General features: G+C 75.6%; 16 protein-coding genes and 1 pseudogene. 6 read left to right on the top strand and 11 right to left on the bottom strand.

The window, feature by feature from the left end; genetic code table 11:
- The first annotated feature begins 18 nt into the window (after positions 1–18).
- From ACFY0I_RS11205 to ACFY0I_RS11180, 6 genes are all read left to right on the top strand, one after another.
- Positions 19–966 (top strand): ABC transporter ATP-binding protein, encoded by a 948-nt coding sequence (locus tag ACFY0I_RS11205; protein WP_388893124.1) that lies wholly within the window; start codon positions 19–21, stop codon positions 964–966.
- A complete protein-coding gene (locus ACFY0I_RS11200) occupies positions 963–1,949 on the top strand; it encodes an ABC transporter permease (protein ID WP_388893123.1) in 987 nt (328 codons plus the stop codon). The genes ACFY0I_RS11205 and ACFY0I_RS11200 overlap by 4 nt, the downstream gene beginning before the upstream one ends.
- Before the next feature lie 54 nt (positions 1,950–2,003).
- Positions 2,004–2,438, top strand: a complete 435-nt coding sequence (locus ACFY0I_RS11195; protein WP_388893122.1) for a GntR family transcriptional regulator — start codon at positions 2,004–2,006, stop codon at positions 2,436–2,438.
- A 142-nt stretch (positions 2,439–2,580) separates the two neighbouring features.
- Positions 2,581–3,366 (top strand): 3-hydroxybutyrate dehydrogenase, encoded by a 786-nt coding sequence (locus ACFY0I_RS11190; protein WP_388893121.1) that lies wholly within the window; start codon positions 2,581–2,583, stop codon positions 3,364–3,366.
- A gap of 90 nt (positions 3,367–3,456) precedes the next feature.
- Positions 3,457–4,146 (top strand): hypothetical protein, encoded by a 690-nt coding sequence (locus tag ACFY0I_RS11185; RefSeq protein WP_388893120.1) that lies wholly within the window; start codon positions 3,457–3,459, stop codon positions 4,144–4,146.
- A 336-nt stretch (positions 4,147–4,482) separates the two neighbouring features.
- Positions 4,483–5,652, top strand: a complete 1,170-nt coding sequence (locus ACFY0I_RS11180; RefSeq protein ID WP_388893119.1) for an alpha/beta hydrolase — start codon at positions 4,483–4,485, stop codon at positions 5,650–5,652.
- A 7-nt stretch (positions 5,653–5,659) separates the two neighbouring features.
- Here ACFY0I_RS11180 and ACFY0I_RS11175 read toward each other — a convergent pair whose 3' ends face one another.
- The 11 genes and pseudogenes from ACFY0I_RS11175 to ACFY0I_RS11125 all read right to left on the bottom strand — a co-directional run bounded on the left by ACFY0I_RS11175 (position 5,660) and on the right by ACFY0I_RS11125 (position 19,616).
- A complete protein-coding gene (locus tag ACFY0I_RS11175) occupies positions 5,660–6,541 on the bottom strand; it encodes an ABC transporter permease (RefSeq protein WP_388893118.1) in 882 nt (293 codons plus the stop codon).
- Positions 6,538–7,347, bottom strand: coding sequence for an ABC transporter ATP-binding protein (locus tag ACFY0I_RS11170; protein ID WP_388893117.1), 810 nt, complete (start codon positions 7,345–7,347; stop codon positions 6,538–6,540). Before ACFY0I_RS11170 ends, ACFY0I_RS11175 begins: the two co-directional genes overlap by 4 nt.
- Entirely contained in the window at positions 7,341–8,093 is a 753-nt protein-coding gene (locus tag ACFY0I_RS11165) for a PIG-L deacetylase family protein (protein WP_388893116.1), read from the bottom strand. The genes ACFY0I_RS11170 and ACFY0I_RS11165 overlap by 7 nt, the downstream gene beginning before the upstream one ends.
- Positions 8,094–8,106: 13 nt before the next feature.
- Positions 8,107–8,802, bottom strand: a complete 696-nt coding sequence (locus tag ACFY0I_RS11160) for a papain-like cysteine peptidase (RefSeq protein ID WP_388893114.1) — start codon at positions 8,800–8,802, stop codon at positions 8,107–8,109.
- 107 nt (positions 8,803–8,909) lie between these two features.
- Positions 8,910–10,418, bottom strand: coding sequence for a glycoside hydrolase family 3 protein (locus ACFY0I_RS11155; protein WP_388893112.1), 1,509 nt, complete (start codon positions 10,416–10,418; stop codon positions 8,910–8,912).
- A gap of 399 nt (positions 10,419–10,817) precedes the next feature.
- Positions 10,818–11,972, bottom strand: a complete 1,155-nt coding sequence (locus ACFY0I_RS11150; RefSeq protein WP_388893110.1) for a hypothetical protein — start codon at positions 11,970–11,972, stop codon at positions 10,818–10,820.
- Positions 11,973–12,381: 409 nt separating this feature from the next.
- Positions 12,382–12,501: pseudogene (locus ACFY0I_RS11145) on the bottom strand (hypothetical protein); the annotation flags it as partial.
- Positions 12,502–12,582: 81 nt separating this feature from the next.
- The gene (locus tag ACFY0I_RS11140; protein ID WP_388893108.1) at positions 12,583–14,295 is read right to left on the bottom strand and encodes a thiopeptide-type bacteriocin biosynthesis protein; all 1,713 of its coding nucleotides are present in this window, start codon (positions 14,293–14,295) and stop codon (positions 12,583–12,585) included.
- 67 nt (positions 14,296–14,362) lie between these two features.
- On the bottom strand, positions 14,363–16,483 hold the full coding sequence (locus ACFY0I_RS11135; protein ID WP_388893106.1) for a TOMM precursor leader peptide-binding protein: 2,121 nt from the start codon (positions 16,481–16,483) through the stop codon (positions 14,363–14,365).
- The gene (locus ACFY0I_RS11130; protein ID WP_388893104.1) at positions 16,480–18,465 is read right to left on the bottom strand and encodes a hypothetical protein; all 1,986 of its coding nucleotides are present in this window, start codon (positions 18,463–18,465) and stop codon (positions 16,480–16,482) included. The genes ACFY0I_RS11135 and ACFY0I_RS11130 overlap by 4 nt, the downstream gene beginning before the upstream one ends.
- Positions 18,462–19,616, bottom strand: a complete 1,155-nt coding sequence (locus tag ACFY0I_RS11125) for a lantibiotic dehydratase C-terminal domain-containing protein (RefSeq protein WP_388893102.1) — start codon at positions 19,614–19,616, stop codon at positions 18,462–18,464. The genes ACFY0I_RS11130 and ACFY0I_RS11125 overlap by 4 nt, the downstream gene beginning before the upstream one ends.
- Positions 19,617–19,628 lie beyond the last annotated feature (12 nt).

The raw sequence follows: 19,628 nt of genomic DNA, 5'->3' as shown, positions 1-19,628 counted from the left end.
ATGGAAAGGGGGGACGCCGTGCGCAGTACGACCGATTTCGACGCGGCCGACAACCGGTGGGCCATCGAGGCACACGGGCTGGGCAAGAGGTACCGCCGGGGATGGGCCCTGCGGGACTGCACCTTCCGGATCCCCGCCGGCCGCATCGCCGCCCTCGTCGGACCGAACGGCGCCGGCAAGAGCACCCTGCTCGCCCTCGCGACCCGGCTCGTCGAGCCGACCGCCGGCGAGCTGAAGATCTTCGGTCGCCCCGTCGGATCCGATGGGACCCGGACCCGCTGGGCCTACCTCGGGCAGGACAAGCCGCTCTTCAAGCGGTTCACCGTGGCCCGGACCCTGCGCATGGGACAGGAGCTCAACCCCGGCTGGGACCAGGAGGTCGCCGAACGGATCGTGCGCTCCGGCCACGTGCCGATGGAGGCGCGGATCGCGGACCTGTCGGGCGGCCAGCACACCCGCGTGGCCCTCGCGCTCGCCTTCGGCAAGCGGCCCGAACTGCTGCTGCTGGACGAGCCGATGGCCGACCTGGACCCGGTGGCCCGTGACGAGATCGGCTCGCTGCTCCTCGCCGAGGCCGCCGAGAACGGGACCACGGTCCTGCTCTCCTCGCACCTGCTGAGCGAGATCGAGGACATGTGCGACCACCTGTTGGTCCTCGCGGGCGGGCAGGTGCGCATGGCGGGCGACATCGACGAGTTGGTCCCCATGCACACGGTGGTGACGGGCGTGACCGACGAGTCCGGCGCCCTGCCCGCCGCCCTCGGCGCCCACACCCTGATCGAGGCCCGGACCTCGGGACGCCACTTCACCGCCCTCGTGCGCCGCCAAGGGTGGATCGGCGGCGAATGGCAGCCGTCCGAGCCGAGCCTGGAGGAAGTGCTGCTGGCCTACCTCCGCTCGCCGCAGGCTCCCGCCCTGCTGTCCCCCACCTCCGTCCCCGGCCACCGAGAGGACCACGCCGCATGAGCACGCTCACCCAGGACCCCACGATCCGCGGCCGCAAGCCGTCGGGGCCCCGCGCGCTGCGCGGCCTGGCCTGGCTCATGGTCCACCAGCACCGGGCCGCCCTCCTGTGCTGCCTCGCGCTCACCGCGATCGGCGCGGCCTTGATCATCTACCAGCGCGGCGCGATGCTGGACGACCTGCACGCCGCCGGCTGGCCCGGCAAGGCGGGCGACTCCCTCCCGCAGGACCTGACCAACCGGATATCCAACGACCTCAACTCCGCGGGAGCGACCCTGGGCTTCGTCCCGGTCCTGCTGGGCGCGTTCCTCGGCGCACCGCTGATCGCCGCGGACTACGAGAACGGAACGGGACGGCTCGTCGCCACCCAGTCCGTGTCGCGGCTCCAGTGGCTGCTGGCCAAGGTGTCCTTCGCCCTGATCGTGGTGACCGTACCGGCCGCGGTCCTGAGCCTGCTGTACGGCTGGTGGTGGAGGTCCCTCGGCCCCCTCGCCCCCAACGACTGGTTGTCCGGCGCGCTGTTCGACACCACGGGTCCGGTCCTGGTGGCCACCGCCCTGTGCACCACCTCCCTCGGCATGGCGATCGGCACGGTGGTGCGGCGGGTCACGCCCGCCATGGTCGCGACCTTCCTGATCGCGGGCATCGGCCTGACCGTGGGCGCCGCCCAGCGCGACGAACTCGCCACGCCGCACCGACTCGCCTGGCCCCTCGACGGTGACACGCCGGCCGCCCTCAACGGCGGGGTCGAGGTGGACCAGTGGGTCGGTACCGCGTCGGGCAAGCTCTACGGGTGGTCCACCTGCGCCCATGACACCGCGGTCGAGAAGTGCCGCAGCGACCTCGGCATCGTCAACACGGTCCGGGACTACTTCGGCCGCGACCAGATGGTGGGCATGCAATGGACCGCCGCGGCAGTGCTCCTGACGCTGACCGTACTGTTCCTGGCGGTGTGCGTGGTCCGGAACCGCAGGGGCCGGCTGTAGTCCGGCGAGCACCTAGGCTGAGCGAAAACGACGAGGATCAAGGAGGCGGGCACCGTGGTCGTGTTCCGCATCGAACGACGCAGCGGCCTGCCCGCCTACCTCCAGATCGTCCACCAGGTGGAGCAGGCGCTCCACATGGGGGCGCTGGCCGAGGGGGACAAGCTGCCCACCGCGGCGCAGGTCGCCGCCACCACGAAGGTGAACCCCAACACCACCCTCAAGGCGTACCGCGAACTGGAGCGGTCCGGACTGGTCGAAGTGCGGCAGGGCTCGGGCACCTTCATCACGCGGACGCTGGCGACGCCCCGGACGGCGCCGGAGTCCCCCGTACGGGCCCGGCTGGGCGAGTGGATGCGCGAGGCGCGCGCACAGGGCCTGACCGCACAGGAGGTCACCAGCCTGTTCGACACCGTGTTGGGCGAGGAGTACCCGGCGGGCGCGGGGCGGCCCGCGCACACGCCGTCCGTCCCGACGGTACCCACCGGCTGAGACCCGTCGCCGGTTCGCGCACACGCCCCTTCGAACCGGGCTCCTCCATGCTGCTGGTGGTGGCCGCGACCATGTCCGGTGCCCGGACTGTGGCGGCGGCGCACATCGGCAGCCCCCGGTGGTCGTCCCTAACGTTCGGTTCATGACGAGCGGATTCGGTGGAACGGCGCCCGGGCCCCCGGCGGGCGCACTGGTCGGACGTACGGCCCTGGTGACCGGCGGCGGCAGCGGCATCGGGCGGGCCTGCGTCGAGGCCCTGGCCGGCGCCGGGGCCTTCGTCCACGTCGTGGACGTCGACGCGCCGGCCGCCGCGGAAGTGGCGCGGCGGGTGAGCGGGCGGGCCCATGCGGCGGACCTGGCCGATCCCGGCGCCGTCGCGTCCCTGCCCACGGATCTCGACATCCTGGTCAACAACGCCGGGCTGCAACACGTCGCACCCATCGAGGACTTCCCTCCGGAGATGTTCGACCGCCTCCAGCGGGTGATGGTCACCGCCCCGTTCCTGTTGCTGCGCCGCACCCTGCCGCACATGTACCGGCGCGGCTGGGGCCGGGTCGTCAACATCTCCAGCGTGCACGGCCTGCGGGCCAGCCCCTTCAAATCCGGTTACGTCACGGCCAAGCACGCCCTGGAGGGCCTCAGCAAGGTCACCGCGCTGGAGGGCGCGCCGCACGGCGTGACGAGCAACTGCGTGAACCCCGGCTACGTGCGCACCCCGCTCGTGGAACGGCAGATCGCCGCCCAGGCCGAGGCCCACGGAGTTCCTCCGGAGCAAGTCGTCGATGAGGTGCTGCTCCGCGGCTCGGCCATCAAGCGGCTCATCGAGCCGGAGGAGGTCGCGGCCGTAGCCCTGTGGCTCTGCGGCCCGCACACCGGCCACGTGACGGGCGCTTCCCTTCCGATGGACGGCGGTTGGACCGCCGCTTGACGTACGGCGCACCGGCCGCGGGCGGTCTCCCGAACTCCCCCACCCGTCACGCCCATTAGGTTAGGCTTGCCTAATCATTGGGGGTGCGGAATGGTGGACAACACGGCACACCAGGCCCAACAGGACGAGTGGGCCGACCGAATACTGGCGTGGATCACCTCGCAGGAGGAGATCGACCGGGCCCTGCGCGAAGTCCTGCGCCGCACGCCCAGCCAGCGCGAGGAGACCGTCGCGCACATGGCGGAAGCCGTACGGGGCGCCGCCCAGGGACTGACCATCCCCGGGTGCGCCGCGGCGGCGGGCATACCCGAACACATGCTGCGCGACTGGCTGGACCTGGACACGAGCTTCGCGGAGGCGATCCGCTCCGCGCAGGGCCTGGCCGCCGCGCACGGCCTCGGACCAGGGGCGGCGCCGACCCCGGCAGCCCTCCGGTTGATCCTGGACGCGATCCGCAAGGGGGCGACCTGGCCCGTGGCGGCGGGCCTGGTGGGGATCTCGGTCCGCCGGTTCAACCGCCTGCGCGCCGAGGCGCCGCCCGTGGCGGCCCTGGTCGCCGCGGCCCAACGGGCCCGGTCGCCGCGCAAGAACGGCTCCGGCCCGCGCCGCCGCCCCGCGCGGAGCACGGGCCGCCGCACGGGGTACCGGCTGGTGCTCCTCGACGACCCCCTCCTGTCGTCCGGCCGCCCACCCCGCGCGTACGGCGCGGCGGCGCCGAACGGCGGCCCGCGCGACCGCGGTCCGGCCGGTCCCGCCGACGGCGCGCCCGCGCCGGACTGATCCGGGCCGGCCGGGCGAGCGGGTCGTACCCGTTCGATCTCGCGGGCACGACCGAAGGGGGCCGTACGCCGGGCCGCCGGAGGGCACCGAGGCCGCGCACCGCGTCGAGCCGCGCGACGCGGGGATCCACCGAAGCGGTCACGGTCAGGCTGGTCCGGCGGAGATCGCGCGCGCTGTGCTCGGGCTCGCTTCCCGTTGAAGTACGGCATCGGCGGCGGGAGATCGCGGCCGGGGCGCCCGGTTCCGAGGTCCTGTCGGGACCTCAAGACCCCTGGGCAAATTGGTCCAGACCAACTACGTTGGGGCGTCGCCAGTTCGCCGTTTCCCCGAGGGTGGATGATGATCACGCGTCGCTCCGTTCTGCTGCTCGCCGGCTCGGCCACCGGCAGCCTGCTGCTACCCCCCACCGCCGCCGAGGCGGCCTCCGCGCTCCCGCTGCCCACCCCCTCCGCGCCCCGTCCCGTCGGCACCCGCACCCTCCACCTGGTCGACGCCGCGCGCGAGGACCCGTTCGCCCCGGACCGCCGCCCGCGCGAGCTGATGGTGCAGCTCTGGTACCCGGCCCTCGGCAGGGCGGGACGCCCCCGCGCCCCGTACACCACCGCCGCGGTCGCCGCCGATCTGGAATCCGGCCTGCCCCTGACCGCCGGGACACTGGCCGCCGTCCGCCCGCACGCCCGGGACGCGGCCCCCGCGGCGCAGGGCCCGCTGCCGCTGCTGCTGCTCGGCCACGGGCGCAAGGGGGGCCGGGCCAACTGCACCGCCCTGGCGGAGGATCTGGCCGCGCACGGGTACCTCGTCGCCGCCGTCGACCACACCTTCGACGCCGCGGTGGTCGAGTTCCCCGGCGGCCGGATCGTACGGAGCGTGCTGCCGGAGGAGCCGGTCGACTGGGGCGTCCAGGAACGTCTGGAGATCGGTGCCCGGGTCGATGACCTGCGCTTCCTGGCCGGTGAACTCCTCCGACCGCGGGGCGGCGCGGCCGGTTGGGGGTGGCCGCGGGCCGACCCGGCACGGATCGGGGTCCTCGGCCATTCCATGGGCGGGTCCGCCGCGGCCGAGGCGCTGCGCGTGGACGGCCGTTTCCGGGCCGGACTCAACCTGGACGGCGCCCTCTTCGGCTCGCCCGTGGCCGAACTGGGCCTGGACCGGCCCTACCTGCTCCTCACCGCGGCGGAGGACCACGACACCTGGCGGCAGTGGCGGGAACACCAGCGCGGCTGGGCCCGTCAGGTACGCATCAACGGCACCGGGCACCTGACCTTCACGGACCTGCCGCACTTCGCCGCGGCGGGCGGGCTCCGGCAGTCGTGGCCGGCCGACCTGTACGCGGAACTCCTGGGCACCCTGACCCCGGCCAGGTCGGCGCGACTGGTCCGGGCCTACGCGCGGGCCTTCTTCGACCGCTTCCTGCGCGACCTTCCCTCCCCGCTGCTGGACGGCCCCTCGACGCGGTTCCCGGAGGCGGAGTTCCGCTGGAGCCACCCGGGAACGGGCCCGCGCTGACCGCCTGTCAGGAGTACCGCGTCACCAGCCCCCGCCTGCGGAAGGAGCGCATCATCCGGCTCAGCGCGAACAGGCTGAGCAGCATCAGGACGAGCGTCCCGGCGGTGGCGGTGCCCAGCTCCCGCCAGGGCATCGCCCCTCCCCCGGTCAGGGCCCGTCCGGCGGCGAACACGTGGGTGGTGGGCAGGATCTCGGCCAGCGGGCGCAACGCGGCCGGCAGCGTGGAGACGGGGTAGAAGACGCCCGACAGCGGCATCACCACGGACAGCGCGCCCCAGACCAGGGCCTCGGCCCCGCTCCCGTACCGCAGCACCAGGCCGACCACCAGCAGCGCCACCGACCAGCCGCAGGCCAGCAGCAGGGCAGCCACCGGGATCAGCCCGAAGCCCAGCGCAGTGACGTCGAAGGCGTAGGCGGCGAAGGCCAGTCCGGCGACGGCGATCGTGCTCACGGCCGTGCGCAGCAGGGCGAAGAGTCCGACGCCCGCGAGGTACTCCCACTCCCTCATGGGGGTGGCCAGGAGGCCGAGGAGGTTGCGCGACCAGGTCTCCTCCAGGAACCCGGTGGCGAGCGAGATCTGCGTCTGGTGGACCAGATGCCACAGGACCGTGCCGCTGAGCAGGTACACGGCGACGGCGGTGGCCGCTCCCGGATCGGTGCCCGCCGCCTGCGCGGCGAACAGGCCGATGGACCCGTAGAGCAGGGTGTCGACGAGCGGCCAGACCAGTACGTCGAAGAACCGGTGCGGGCTGCGCTTGAGCACCAGCCAGTGGCGGCGGGCGACGGCCCGCACCCGGTACGCGGACGCGACGGCCGGCGAACGCAGGCCGGGAGGGCCCGCCGCGGGGGTGGCGTCCGGTGCGGCGGGGGGCAGGGGGGATGTCTTCATCGGGCGGCGGCCCTTTCGCGGTCGCGTTCTTCGGCCAGGTGCAGGAAGACGCCCTCCAGGTCGGCCCGGCCGAAGCGGTGCGCCACCTCGGCGGGCGTGCCGTCGGCGGCGATCCGGCCGCCGTGCAGGAACATCACCCGCTCGCAGAGCCGTTCCACCTCCACCATGTCGTGGCTGGTGACCAGCAGGGCGGTGCCCTGTTCCGCCGAGAGGGCGAGCAGCGCCGTGCGGACGCGCAGCGCGATGTCGGGGTCGAGGGAGGCGGTGGGTTCGTCCAGGATCATCAGCCGGGGTTCGTGGAGGGCGGCCTTGGCGATGCCGACCAAGGTGCGCTGGCCGCTGGACAGTTCGGTGCCGATCGCGACGCCCAGGTGCTCGATGCCGAACCGGGTCAGGACGCGGTCCACGGCGGCGCCGGGGGCGCGCAGCCCGTAGAGGTCGGCGTAGAGCCGCAGGTACTCGCGCACCCGGACCCGGTCGGGCAGCGGCAGGTAGCCGGCGACGAAGCCCACGCCCTGCATGGCACGGGCGCGGTTGCCGTGCAGGTTCGTGCCGAGGATCTCGACCCGGCCCGCGTCCGGTTCGACGGCTCCGAGGCACATCAGGAGCGTGGTGGTCTTGCCCGCGCCGTTCGGACCGAGCAGGCCCAGGCGCTCCCCCGCGCGGATGGTGAAGCCGACGCCGTCCACGGCCCGACCGCGCCGGTACTCCTTGACCAGGCCGGTCGCCGCCATCACGACGGGGCGCGGGTCCGCGGTGTGCCCGCCCCGCGGATCGGTCGCGGCGGGGCGCTCCGGGGTCAGCACGGCGGGTCCAGGGGCGACAGTTCCCAGATCACTTCGGCGCGCAGCGGGCCGGTGCGGGCGAGGAAGGTGCCGTGGTCGGGGACGAGCGCGGCGAGCTGGGAGGCGTAGCACAGCACCGCCTCGTGCTTGGCCTGCCACCGATCGTCGGTCAGGAGCAACTCGTGTCGGACGGTGGTGCGGTGGCTCCGCAGGAGCTGCTGGTAGGCGAGCCCGCACATCGGGCTGCGGGCCAGCGCCCCGCTCGCCCCGTCGGTGCCCCATTCGGGCAGGTGCCCGGTGTAGGGGAGGTCGGCGTAGACCCACGGTGCGGGTGCGCCGAGGGCGGCCAGGACCTTCGTGGCGCGCAGCCGCACGCTCTCGTGGTCGGGCTGGTTGCTGCCGAGCGGGGCGAGGACGCGGGTCCCGGGGGCGAGGTCCTCCAGGAAGGCGTCGAGGAGGTACGGTTCGCCGCCGTCGCCGTACGGGCCGTCGGGGTGGGCGAGGACGGCCTGTTCGACACCGAGCCGGGCGCAGGCCCGGGCGTCCTCGGCGCGGCGGGTCCGGTACGCCTGCGCGGCGGAGACGAACCCGCAGGTGCTGTCCCACCAGGAGGTCGGGGCTCCGGGCGCCGGGGCGCCGCCGAACACGGTGACGAAGGCGACCGGTCCGGGCAGTGCGGGCAGCAGGCCGGTGAGCGAGAGGACGGCGTCGTCGAAGTGCGGGGAGAGGACGACGGTGCGCCAGGGGGGCGGTGCGGGAGCGGGCATGGGTTCCTCCGGATCAGGTGCGGGTGGCGGGGCGGGGGCCGGTCTGCGGGCCCGGCTCGGGGCGGGTCCGGCCGGGGCGCGGGGCGGGGGGCGCGGCGGCGTCGGCCTTGTCGGCCAGGGCGGCGAAGGCGGCGTCCCACTGGGCGTCGTCGCCCTCCCAGCGGCCGGGCCGCTCGGCGACCGTGCCCCACCGGACGCCGGGCGGCAGGTCGGCCGTATCGCCGGGAGGCGTGCGGCGCAGCCAGAGCAGGGAGAAGCGGTGGCCCGGGTGGCGGTCGCGGAGCAGGGCGTGCAGGCGGGCCAGGTCGGCGGCTTCGAGCTCGTCGAAGGCGTCGTGGTGGACGTACAGAACGTGGGCCCGGGAGGCCGTGAGGTCCCGCCAGCGGGTGGCGAGGTGCTCGAACTTTGCCCGTACGGCGGTGAACTGGCCGGCGATGTCCTCGGCCGTCAGGGGTCCGTCGCCCCGGGCGTGGAAGTCGTGGAAGAAGCGGATCCGGGAACCCGTGTCGAGCGCGCAGGTGCCGTTGCTGAAGGGCTCGGTCAGACCGGGGCGCAGGACCTCGCGGAAGTCGGTCGCGAGGGTGTCGAGCACGGAGGCGAAGTCGAGGTCGAGCCAGTCGAAGAAGTGGGCCCGGTCGTCGCCGGTGATCCGCCGGATCTGGTAGGTCGATTCGCAGTGGTAGCCGAGGCCGACGCAGACGTCGTACACCTGGTCCTCCGGGGTGACAGGGAAAGGGTCGTTCGGATCGTTCGGATGGTTCGGATGGTTCGGACGGGTTGGAGTGATCGGAGCGGGCACGGTGGCGTTCCGGGCGGTCAGGTGCGCAGGGGGACGGTGCAGGTGCGTCCGGTGAGGAGTTCGGCGGCGGCGACCGCGTTGACCAGGCCGGCGCCGCGGGTGAGGACCACCCGTCCGCCCGGCTCCGGGGTGCGCGGGCCGAGGCCCATGTCGACGGTGACCAGGTCCGGCCTGCGGGCGCGCAGGGCGCGCAGGGTGGTGTCCTGCCAGGGGTCGAGGGCCGCGTCGCGCACGACGACGGCGACGGGACCGCTGTCGGGCAGCTCGATGTCCCGTGGGTCGGCGCCCTGGTCCACGTCGGTGGCGGAGGCCAGCGCGTCGAGCAGCTTCAACGCCGAAGCCAGGCCCCAGGGCGCCGTCCCGACCGCCATGTTGCCGCCGGTGAGGAGCCGTACGGTGTGGATCGGTCGCACCGGCTCCCCGGGCACGACGGCCGGCAGGCCGGCGGAGGCGAGGGCGCGCCGGGCCGCGACGAGCCCGATGCCGTATCCGCTCGCGGAGCCATCTGCGGACGCGGGGTGCGGGTGCCCGCTGGTGGGCGCCGCCCAGGCACGGAGCGCGGCGACCCGGGCGGCCGCCTCCTCCAGCCGTTCGACGGTGAGGGCTCCCGTGCGCAGTGCGTCCTCCACCGCCCGGTGGACCTCGGGGAGGAGCAGCTCGCCGTCGGTGGCGCCGAGCAGGACGAGGTCGACGCCCGCGGCCCAAGCGAGGACGGCCGCGCCGCCGAAGCCCCAGCGGTCGCGTACCGGGGCCATCTCCAGGGCGTCGCTGATCACGACGCCGTCGTAGCCGAGTTCCTCGCGGAGCATCCCGGTCACGATGCGGTGGCTCAGGGTGGCGGGCAGGTCGCAGAGGTGCGGGAGCCGGATGTGACCGGTCATGACGGCCTTGGCGCCGGCGGCGATGCCGCCGGTGAACGGGGGCAGGTCCAGGGCGCGCAGGGCGTCGAGCCCGCGGTGGATGTCGGGGAGCGCGGTGTGCGAGTCGGTCCCGGTGTCCCCGTGTCCGGGGAAGTGCTTCAAGGTGGCGGCCACGCCGCGTTCCTGGAGGCCCTGGACGAAGGCACGGGTGTGGCGGTCGACCGGGTTCGGCCGGGAGCCGAAGGAACGTACGCCGATGATCGGGTTGGTGGCGCGGGAGTTGACGTCGGCGCAGGGGCCCAGGCAGAGGTTGATCCCGGCCTCGCGCAGGTCGGCTCCGATGGCCAGGGCCACCTGCCGGGTGAGTTCGGGGTCGTCGACGCTGCCGAGGGCGTGGTTGCCGGGGTAGACGCTGCCGCGGTGGTAGTCGAGCCGGGTGACGTCGCCCCCTTCCTCGTCCAGGGCGATCAGGGCGTCGGGCCGTACCGCGCGGATCGGGTCGACGATGTCCTCGCGCAACGAGCGCCCGGTGGAGTGGAGGTTGGTGCCGAACAGGCCGACGCCGGCGACCCCTTCGTCCAGGGCGCGCAGGATCCAGTCGGGCGGTACCCGCCCGTCGTAGGCGGGCAGTAGGCAGGCGTTGACCAGGTTCGTGGCTGTGCTCACGGGTGTTCAACCTTCGGGAACGGGACGGAGGGACGGACGGACGGACGGAGGGAGGGAGGGAGGGACGGAGGTGCGGGACGGAGGTCACTCCCGGTGAGGGGCGGGCGGCCGGGCCGGGCGGGTCGACGCGTGGGCCGGGTCCGGCGGGGTCGGCGGGCGTCGGCGGAAGGCCGCGGGCACGGGGGTGGGCACGGGCGCGGCGACCATGGCGCGGCGGGGCCGGCGGGGTGCCGGGCGCGTGGTGACGGTCGGACAGGGGCGTCGGACGGGAGCGGTCGAACGGTGACGCCGGGCCGGTCGGAACTGCCGTCGGGGGCGCGGGGCAGGAGTCGGCGGGAAGGGCCGCGGGCCCACCGGGCACCGGCCCCCGGACGCGGGGCCCGCGCGGGGCGGGACGGGTCAGCGGGTGGTGCGGCGGTGCAGCAGGACTCCGGTGCTCCCCCGCTTGCTGAGGTAGGCGCGGCCACCGCAGACGGCTTCCAGTGCGGGGCGTACGAGGACTCTTTCCTCGGCGGCCTCCCAGTGCGCGGCGGTCTCGAGCCAGGGCGTGAGCCGGGTGGCGAGCGCCTCGGGCTCCAGGGCGACGAAGACCCGGTCGGTCGGCAGGGTGTCGAGCAGGTCGAGGTCCTGGCCGTAGTAGAGCATCTCGATCAGGAGGTACGCGGGTCCGGGCAACCGGGGCCGGGCGGCCAGCTCTTCGAGCCCGTCGGGGTGGACCCGGGCCGTGTCGCCGACGCGGGCGGTCAGCCGGTCGCGGAACAGGGTGTTGGGCTCGGTGGCCTCCACCGTGAACCCCTTGGCGGCGAGCCGCGCGGTGAGCGCGCCCTCGCAGGCGCCGACCTCGATCAGCGGACCGTCCGCCGGGGCGAGCCGGCCGGCGATCCAGGCGGTCGTCGCGTCCAGCCGTTCGTCCTCGTAGGGGGAACTCTCGAACTCCCACGGGTCCTCCACGGAGGCGGCCCCGTCGTCGAGGCTGGACAACAGGGCGAACAGCCGGTCGCGCTCGTCGGGTTGGGCCTCGAAGAACCGCTCGGTGGCGGGGACGCGGGCGGTGTACAGCATCTGGTCCGGCGAGGCGGACCCCAGGAGATGACCGCAGTGCCGGTTGACGAAGTCGAGTTTGGCGGCGGCCTGGGAGCCGTCGAGGGGCCGGTCCAGGTCGCTGATGAACTGGAGGAACGGCGAGTAGCCGACGGCGTGCCGGACGGGCATGCCCTCCCCCGCGAGGGCGGCGTCGCGGCCGAGCACGCCGCGGCTGCGGCGGTTGTCGGCGGGCGAGTGGGTCCACAGTCGGGCCGACCGGCCGGTGGCGGCCCGGTGGATGAGGGCGGCCATCGGTTCCGGGCCGGGCGAGGCGGCCGTGTCGTCGACCGGGCGCACGTGACGGGCCAGTACGGCGATTCGGTCGCGCAGTTCCGTGCCCGGCGGCAGGACCAGGTGGGCACGGGTGTCGCCGCACAGCACGTGGACCTCGGTGCGGCGGGGGTCGGCGAGCACGGAGAGGAAGTCGAGAACCGCGTCCTCGGCTCTGAGTACGGCCACGATGTCGATCACGGACGGGTCCTCCATCAGAGGTTTCGGCGGCGTGCGGTACGGGCCCACAGCCGGCCGGAGCGAGTTCTGTTAAGAACCCTAACCATCACGACGTCAGGTGGTCCAGACCAATTTCACGCCGATCGGGGCCCTACCGCCACCCCCTCGACGCAGCCTCGGGGCGGGGTCGAACCCGGGCTCCGGGACGCCTCCGGCCGCTCGCTCCCGACACCCTCACGCGCCCGCCCCGCGCGGTCGGCGCGCCCGGCACGGGCGTGGGACCACGGGGTTTTCCGCCCCTCCGGCGTCGACGACGGCGCCCCGCGCGGCACGAGGACGTCCGGATGGCGGGCGGAGGGCGAACGGCTCGGGAGTCACGGGACGGACGGGCGGCCCGGACCGCCCGGCCCACGACTCGAACCGTACGAAATCAGCCAAACGTCCCGGCCGGCTCGGCGCGGTGACGGCGGCCCGTCGCGGCGGGCGACCACTCGTGCGCGCACTCGGGGCACACCAGCGGCGCGCCCGTCCCGTAGGTGTGGGCGCCGGAGCACTCGGGACGGGGGGCAACGTCGTGTCGGTCACCCCGGCATCCGTTTCAGCCTGCCGTTCCACCCGGAGCTCGCGCGGGTCAGCCGAGACCCCGGTCCGGCCCCGGGCGACCGAGGGGAAGGAGGTACTGGAGCGGTTGTGTCAGGTCGTCCAGGCCGAGGAGTTCGTGCGCGAGGTCGTCGTGGAAACCGCCCAGTGTCGTGCCGCCGAGCCCGAGGGCGGAGGCGACGAGGAGGAGGTTCTGCGCCAGGTGCCCGGTCTCCAGGAGGGCCAGCCGCAGGGCGCGCAGGCCGTAGCGGCTGCGGAGCAGGCCGAGGTCCGCGTACAGGCCGAGGAAGACCGGGGCGTCGTCGATGCCGATCGCGGCCGGGTCCGTCGCGGGGCGGGACAGGTACGTCGACAGCGCCTTGATCTCCACGACCTCCGGAGCCGGACCGACGTACCGCAGGGTCCGGCGTTCCGGTACGCAGTCGTAGGTGCCCGGCGCCACCCCGGCGACGTCCAGCACGATCAGCCGCACCCGGGCCGTGTACAGGGCGCCCGCGCTGGGGTGGGGGCGGTGGGTCGCGGTCAGGACCGATCCGTCGGAACGGCGATGCTCGGTGCGGCCGCTGTCGGCGAGGGAGTGCCACAGCAGCGCGCCCAGGGTGCCGGCATCGACCGGCCCCTCGAGGGGGCCGCGGATCGAGGCCCGGGCGGCGAGGGCGTCGCGCAGGGGCGTCGCGGGCAACGGGTCGGCGGGCAGGGCGGTTTCCGGTCGGCCCGCGCCCGACACCCGCTGCGGGTCGGCCGCCGGTGACCTCAGCGCCGTGTCCTCGCCCCGACCGATCTGGAACTTGCTCCGCTCCAGGTACTGCACGTCGGGCGCCGTGTGCCCCGACGGGAACCAACCTCCCTCCTCCGGCGCGCAACCGCCCGCCTCCCGAAGCTCCAGCAGGGTGCGGGCGGCCAGCCGGCACACGGCCCGCTCCTCGTCGGGGGTCACCCCGAGCCGGTTGAAGAGCATGTGGAGCTGCGAGGCCCACACCCGGTGCGCCGCCTCCCGCGACAGGCCCTCCGGACCCTCCCCGCCGCGCACCAACGCGTCGGCCTCACGGACCCGGTCGGCCCACCGTGCCGGCCAGGGTTGCGCGGTGCCCGCCGCGAGCCGCTCCCGCAGGTCCTGCGCGCGGCGTACGAGTCCCTCGCGCTGGGCCGCGTAGACGGAGTTGACCCGGCTGTGCACGGCCGCGCCCGGCAGCAGCGGCACCTCCTCGACCCACCGCCAGCCCGCGGCGTGCCGGCGCAGCCAGCGGGCCGCGGTGAGCGGGTCCATGCCGAGCCCGTACGCGGTGGCGTGCGCCAGGTCCGCGGCGCGGGTCAGCCGGTCCGCGGCGCCGCGCAGCCCCCGCAGGGCGTCGAGGGCGGCCCGCGTCGAGTCGGTGAAGACCTCCTCGGCGACCGGCAGGGCCCGGGGGCCTCCGTAGCGGCCGGTCTCGGGTACGTAGGGCACGGTGCGGACCTCGCCGTGACGCGACGGCCACGGTCCGGGCACGGACGGCACCTCCTTCGCCGCCAGGGCCAGCTCGCCCGGCAGTTGGCCGAGCGCGGCCGAGTGCGGGCCGCGCACCCGGATCCGCACGTGGGGACCGTCCTGCCCGTAGCGGATGAAGAACCACCGGTCGGCGTGTCCGGACTCCACCAGGCCGTCGAGGAGCGGGGCAGCGGTCCGCAGGAGGAAGGCGTCGGTCTCCTCGGCGCCGCAGTGCAGGAAGAGGTGGTGGCTGTGCCAGGTGCCGTTCGTGGTCGTCACGTGGTTCCTCGGGGTGGGCCGCGGGCGGGCGCGGGCGGGGTGTGCGGGCGGGCCGGGCGGCGCGGGGTCAGGGGAAGGGGTGCGGGTGGAGCGTCAGGTCCTCGTGGCGCAGGGGACGGGCCGCGCGGCCGAGCCGGTGGGGCACCTCCAGCAAGCGGGGCAGGCCGCGAGTGCGCCGGTTGACGTGTCCGAAGGTCATCGGCAGCGATCCGGGAACCACCGTCTTCACGCAGTGCAGACCGAGGCGTTCGCGCGTACCCGGCTCGCTCTGGTCGACGGTGATGACCTCCAGACCCGCCCGCGCGAGCCGCTCCACGGTGGCGTCGAGCAGGGCCCCGAGGTCGCGCACCGGTGTGGGCGCGCCCGGCCAGGCCTCCTCGACCGTCAGGGACGGTTCGTCGGACAGGAGGCACTCCCAGCGCGGCAGCGCCTCGGCGAGGGTGCCCAGCCCGACGTGGTCGTCCAGGCTCACCACCAGCTCGGGCCGGTCCAGCATCGGCCGCAGCCGCGCCGGATCGCGCGGTCCGCCCCCATCGGTGGAGCGGTGCGCCGACTCCAGGACGTTGGTGACCACCTCGGCCACCGCGGAACGGATCGCCGCGCGGGGGTCGTGATGGGCACCCGCCGCGAGGAACATGCGGGGCGCCGCCGGGTGGGTGCCCTCGTAGCGGCAGAGCGCGAGGACGGCGGGGACGGCGAAGTCGTTCGTCGCGTCGAGCAGGACGAGCCGGTAGCCGACCCCGGCGGCCCGGTCCGCGAGGAGGGCCGTATCGAGGTCCCCGGCGGGCGCCTCGATGCGGCGCAGGGGCGTCGAGGCGTACCAGGCCATCAGGAAGGCGTCGCGTTCGGCGACCTCGAACAGGCCGTAGAGCGCCGCCTCTTCGAGGCTGTTGCCCAGTCCGCAGCCGTTGGAGGACTCGTACACCACGCGGGGACGGTCGGGGCCCGGCACGTCCCAGTAGGCCACGTGCTCGGGCAGCGCCGTCACCCGCTGCCGGGTGATCGACCAACCGTGCACCCAGTCCAGTTCGAGGTCAGGGCTGTACGGGACGGTCCGCGACGCCGGATGACCCTGGTGGGCGGGGTCCGGCAGGCCGAGGCGCTCCGGGTCGACGGCCCGGTCGGGGCCCAGTTCGGCGAAGGAGGCGCGCAGCACGGTGCGGCGGCCGGTGGGGCGCATGCCCGCGTACCGCTCGACGGCCTCGAACAGGGCGATCCGCTCGCTGTCGGCGAAGTCGCCGGCGCGGCCGTACCCGGCGCCGTCGGCGAGCCGGCCGTCCGTGACGAACGCGCTGGTCAGGGAGAAGGCCGAGTCTTCCGCCCGGAGCAGCCGGCGGACCGGGCCGAACCGGGTGTCGTGCAGCGCGGCGCGCAACCCGTCGGGGGTGGTGCGGGGGTTGGGGGCCCGCAGGACGTACGGGTCGGGCAGCGGGCGTGGCGCCGAGGGCAGCGGCACGACCGCTGCCGGGGAATCCGCCGGCAGGGGCCGGCACACGGCGCAGCCGCCGACGGGGCGGATCCGATGGGTCGACCAGGTGCCGCGTCCCTGGTGCAGGACGTGGACGACGGCGGTGCGGCCGTCGGTGGCACCGCCCGCGCCCCCGCGCCCGCCCTCGTCCTCGTCCTCGTCGAGGAGGTCCAGCGCGAGGGCGGCCAGGGAGCCGCCGAGCGCCGGTGACGGTACGCCGGCCAGCGCCATGCCGGGGCTGCGCCACGGCACCCGGCCGCCGTCCGTCGCCAACCGCTGGTACTCGGCGCAGCACAGGCAGGCCGCCGCACCGGGCCGCAGCACCGGGCCGATGACGGCCAGCGGCCCGTCGAGTCGTACGGGCACCAGGGCCACCGGATGCCCGAGCCCGTACCGACCGAGCTCCTCGGCCTCACCGAGCGTCCAGCGCGCGAGCAGCACCACGGCGGGTCCGGCTTCGTGCCGTAGCGCCGCCGCGCCGTCGAGCAGGGGGACGGGCAGGGGGCCGAGGGGGGTCCGGGCCGCTGCCGGGTCCGGGCCGGTCGGACCGGCCCGGTCGGGGGCGGGGCGCGGGGCGGGGGCGGGGGCGGGCAGCGGGGCCCGATCCCGCGCGGGGGCGTCGGGTGACGCGGCCACGCCCCGGACCTGGTTCCGGCCGGGAAGCGGAGCCCGGTCCCGGTCCGGAGCGGCGGGGGGCGGGGTGGCGGGGCGCGTGGTCATCGGGGAGTCCTCGGGGTGGTCAGGACGGTGAACCCGTGCGCGTGCAGGAGGTCGGCGAGCGCGGGGGCGCGCTCAGGGACGGCCGGCAGGCCGGGGAGGAACGTGCCCGTCAGCCGGGCGAGGGCGTCCTGGAAGGCGTCCTCGCGACCGGCCGTCTCCGCGAGCCAGCCCCCGGTCCAACCGGCGTCCTCCCAGTCGGCGGTGCGCGCTCCGGCGACGGCCAGCGGGGCGACGGCGGCGCCCGAGGGTCGGGCCCTCCCGGCGGCCGGGCCGGCGGCGCGGGCGGCCACGGCGGCCAGCGCGGCGTACGCCGCCGCGTCGCCCGGGGTCGCCTCGACGGCGTCGCCGAGCGGCTGCGGCACGCCGTCGGCGCGCCCGCCGGACGCGGTCACCCGGTGCACGACGGCCCGGTACGCCTCCTCACCCGGGTCGATCCGGAACACCTCCAGCCGGGCGGGCACGGCGAGGCGGACGGTCAGGGTCGTCCACCAGTGACGGACCTGGGGGTGACCGGACCAGTCGGACTCCACCAGGGGTGACCGCCCGTCGGCGTCGGCGAAGCGGCGGCGGATCGCCTCGCGCAGGGCCCGGCCCCGGGCGTGCCCGGGGTTCGCCCCGACGGTGAATGCCGCCTCCGGTTCCGCCGCGCCCAGGACGTGTTCGGCGGCGCGGCAGAACACCTCCAGACGGGCCAGGTCCAGGCGGGGCGCTCCTCCGGCCCAACGGCCGCCGTGGGGCGGGGATCCGGGCAGGAAGCAGGCGGCGAGCGGGACGGGGAGTTGGCGCAGCTCTCCCGGTAGGGGTTCGGGCAGTACCCCGCAGCGCTCGTCGGTGAGGACGGCCACCCGGCGCAGCGCCTCGCCCAGGGTGGCGGCGGGGGCGGTGCCGGTGCGGCGGTCGGCGTCGATCCGGTCGGGGCCGAGCCAGGTCCGGTACTCGGCTCGCGACGGGCGGGAGTCCGCGAGGAGTACGGCTGGCAGTCCGGGCTGCAGCCCGCCGTCGTCGCCTTCGGTCGAAGGGTCGGGCAGGCCGGCCGCCGCGCTCAGGAGTCGGTGCGCGGCGGCGCCGGCGAGCAGCGGGAGGAGTACGTCGGACCGTGCGGGCGCGCCGCGGCCGAGCCGGGCCGCCAGGGCCGCCGCGTCGGAACGGGCCTGGGCGGTGCTGCCGGGTGCCGTGACCCAGCCGGTGCCGCCGGAGCGCCCGACGGCGAGTACGCGCTCCGGGCCGGCGCCGAGGATCCGCAGCAGGACCAGGTCCTCGGGCACCTGCGGGTCGGCGCCGTGGGCGACGGGCAGCCCGCCGCGGGTCAAGGCCTCGCCCGCGGCCCGGGCCAGGGGCCCGTCGGGGGCCCCGGCGAGCACCTCGGCGCGGGCCGCGGTCAGCGCCGCTGCGGCGTCGACGGGCCGATCGGCGCTCTCACCGAGCCACTGCGCGACCGGGCCGGGGACGATGGGGTCGGGGACGGCGGGGCCGGGGACGATGGGCTCGGGGACGGCGGACGCCCGAACGGCGGGGGCGGGGGCGCCCGGTACGGCGGGCCGGGCCGGTCCCGTCACCAGCATGTCGTGGGCTTCGAGTTGCGCGAGGAGTGTCTCCACGGCCGTACGCAGGGCCGAGCCGGGTTCCGTTCCGTCGAGGAGGTTCTCGACACCCCCGTCCAGCAGCACGGGTTCCAACCGTCGCCACAGGCGGGGAAGGGCGTCGCTGCCCTCCAGGGTGAGGTTCCCGCGCCGGCCCCGCAGGTGCAGCCCGTCGCGCAAGGGGGTCACGGCAACCCCGGGACGCAACCTGCGTACCACCCGCCCGGAAGCGGCCGCGGCGCCGGCCGACACCGCACCCACCACATCCACCGCACCCGCATCCACCGCATCGGCACCGGCCGCCCCGACGACCGTGCTCGCGGACGCGGCAGGCTCCCGGGAGGCCGGCGCGGCAGCGCCCGGTACCGGAGCCCCCTGCGCGGGTCGCGTCGTGGGGGTCATGCGCCGGGCTCCGCGGCCTTCGCGGCGGCGGCCGCGGAGAGTTCGGTGTGCCAGTCGCAGCCCGTCAGCGCGGGGACCGCGCGGATGACCAGGTGGGCCGCCAGGTAGCGCTCCACCGGGCGGACATCGCAGAGGGCGAGGAGCCGGTACAGGGCGTTGGTGCACGCCCGGTACACCAGGTAGTCGGGCCGGCTCCACATCCTGCCGTCGGGGTCGCAACGGGCGAGCAGGCGGTGGAACTCGCTGTAGCCGGTGCGGCTTTCGTGGTCCCAGCGCCGCGCGGCCGAGGCGTCCCCGGTGGCGGCGGCGCGGGCCCGGTACTCCTGCGGGACGCCGTGCAGGTCGGCGCCGGCGTCGTACCGGCCGCGGGTCAGCCGCCAGGCGTCGCGCGCGTACTGCGCCCAGGCGCGTTCCCAGCCCTGGGCGTCGCCGTCGGCGATCCGTCCGACGAGGGCGGTCACGGCGCCGCCCGCGCGCTCCCAGTGGCCGTCGAAGCGTTCGCGCAGGCGGCCGTCCGGATCCTCGTGGAGAAGGTGGTCCTCCAGGTGGGAGACGTAGGACCAGTGTCCGCCGGCCAGTCCCCCGGGGTGGGCGCGGGCGTGCGCGGCGAGCGCGGTCACCGCGAGCCGCAGCCGGGCGCCCGCGGTGTCGCCCTGTTCCCCGAGGTGACCGGCGCCCGCCTCCAGGGCGCCGAGCCCGGTCCGCAGCAGGTCCTCGCGCAGGGCGGCGCCGTCGTCCCCGAGGAGGGCTCGTACGGAGGACCGGTCGGCGGGCTCGGTGCGGACGGTGTTGTCGGGGGCGATGGGGCCGTAGGGCGGGGCGATGAGTTCGGCGCGTCCGGCCTCGGCGGCCAGTTCCAGCAGCCGTGCCTCGGAGAGGTCCCCCCGCGAGGGGTGCAGGGCCATCCAGGCGCGGATCCGGTCGGCGGCCGCGTCGGCGACGGCCGTCACTCGGGCGGGCGGCCCCTGGAGGCGCAACCGCAGGTGGGGACCGTGCAGCCAGTGGCGTTCGACGTGGGCGTCCAGGGCCCGGGCCGTTGCGGACCGGGCCAGCGGCAGCAGTACCTCGCGCAGCAGCGGTGCCTTGACCGGGTGGTGGTAGGAGGCGACCACGTCGCGGGCGTCCGTGGTGTGGTGGCGTGCTTCTCGCACGGGGCCTTCCTC

The organism is Streptomyces sp. NPDC001568 (genome assembly GCF_042893755.1).
In the GTDB taxonomy this organism is placed as follows: domain Bacteria; phylum Actinomycetota; class Actinomycetes; order Streptomycetales; family Streptomycetaceae; genus Streptomyces.
The sequence above is the reverse complement of the archived record's forward strand: the minus strand, read 5'-3'. Positions and strand labels throughout refer to the sequence as shown.

Coding starts and splice junctions, on each gene's coding strand:
- ACFY0I_RS11190 (WP_388893121.1), top strand. CDS start 2,581: ATGACGAGCGGATTCGGTGGAACGGCGCCCGGGCCCCCGGCGGGCGCA.
- ACFY0I_RS11130 (WP_388893104.1), bottom strand. CDS start 18,465: ATGACCCCCACGACGCGACCCGCGCAGGGGGCTCCGGTACCGGGCGCT.
- ACFY0I_RS11200 (WP_388893123.1), top strand. CDS start 963: ATGAGCACGCTCACCCAGGACCCCACGATCCGCGGCCGCAAGCCGTCG.
- ACFY0I_RS11185 (WP_388893120.1), top strand. CDS start 3,457: ATGGTGGACAACACGGCACACCAGGCCCAACAGGACGAGTGGGCCGAC.
- ACFY0I_RS11165 (WP_388893116.1), bottom strand. CDS start 8,093: ATGCCCGCTCCCGCACCGCCCCCCTGGCGCACCGTCGTCCTCTCCCCG.
- ACFY0I_RS11175 (WP_388893118.1), bottom strand. CDS start 6,541: ATGAAGACATCCCCCCTGCCCCCCGCCGCACCGGACGCCACCCCCGCG.
- ACFY0I_RS11135 (WP_388893106.1), bottom strand. CDS start 16,483: ATGACCACGCGCCCCGCCACCCCGCCCCCCGCCGCTCCGGACCGGGAC.
- ACFY0I_RS11180 (WP_388893119.1), top strand. CDS start 4,483: ATGATGATCACGCGTCGCTCCGTTCTGCTGCTCGCCGGCTCGGCCACC.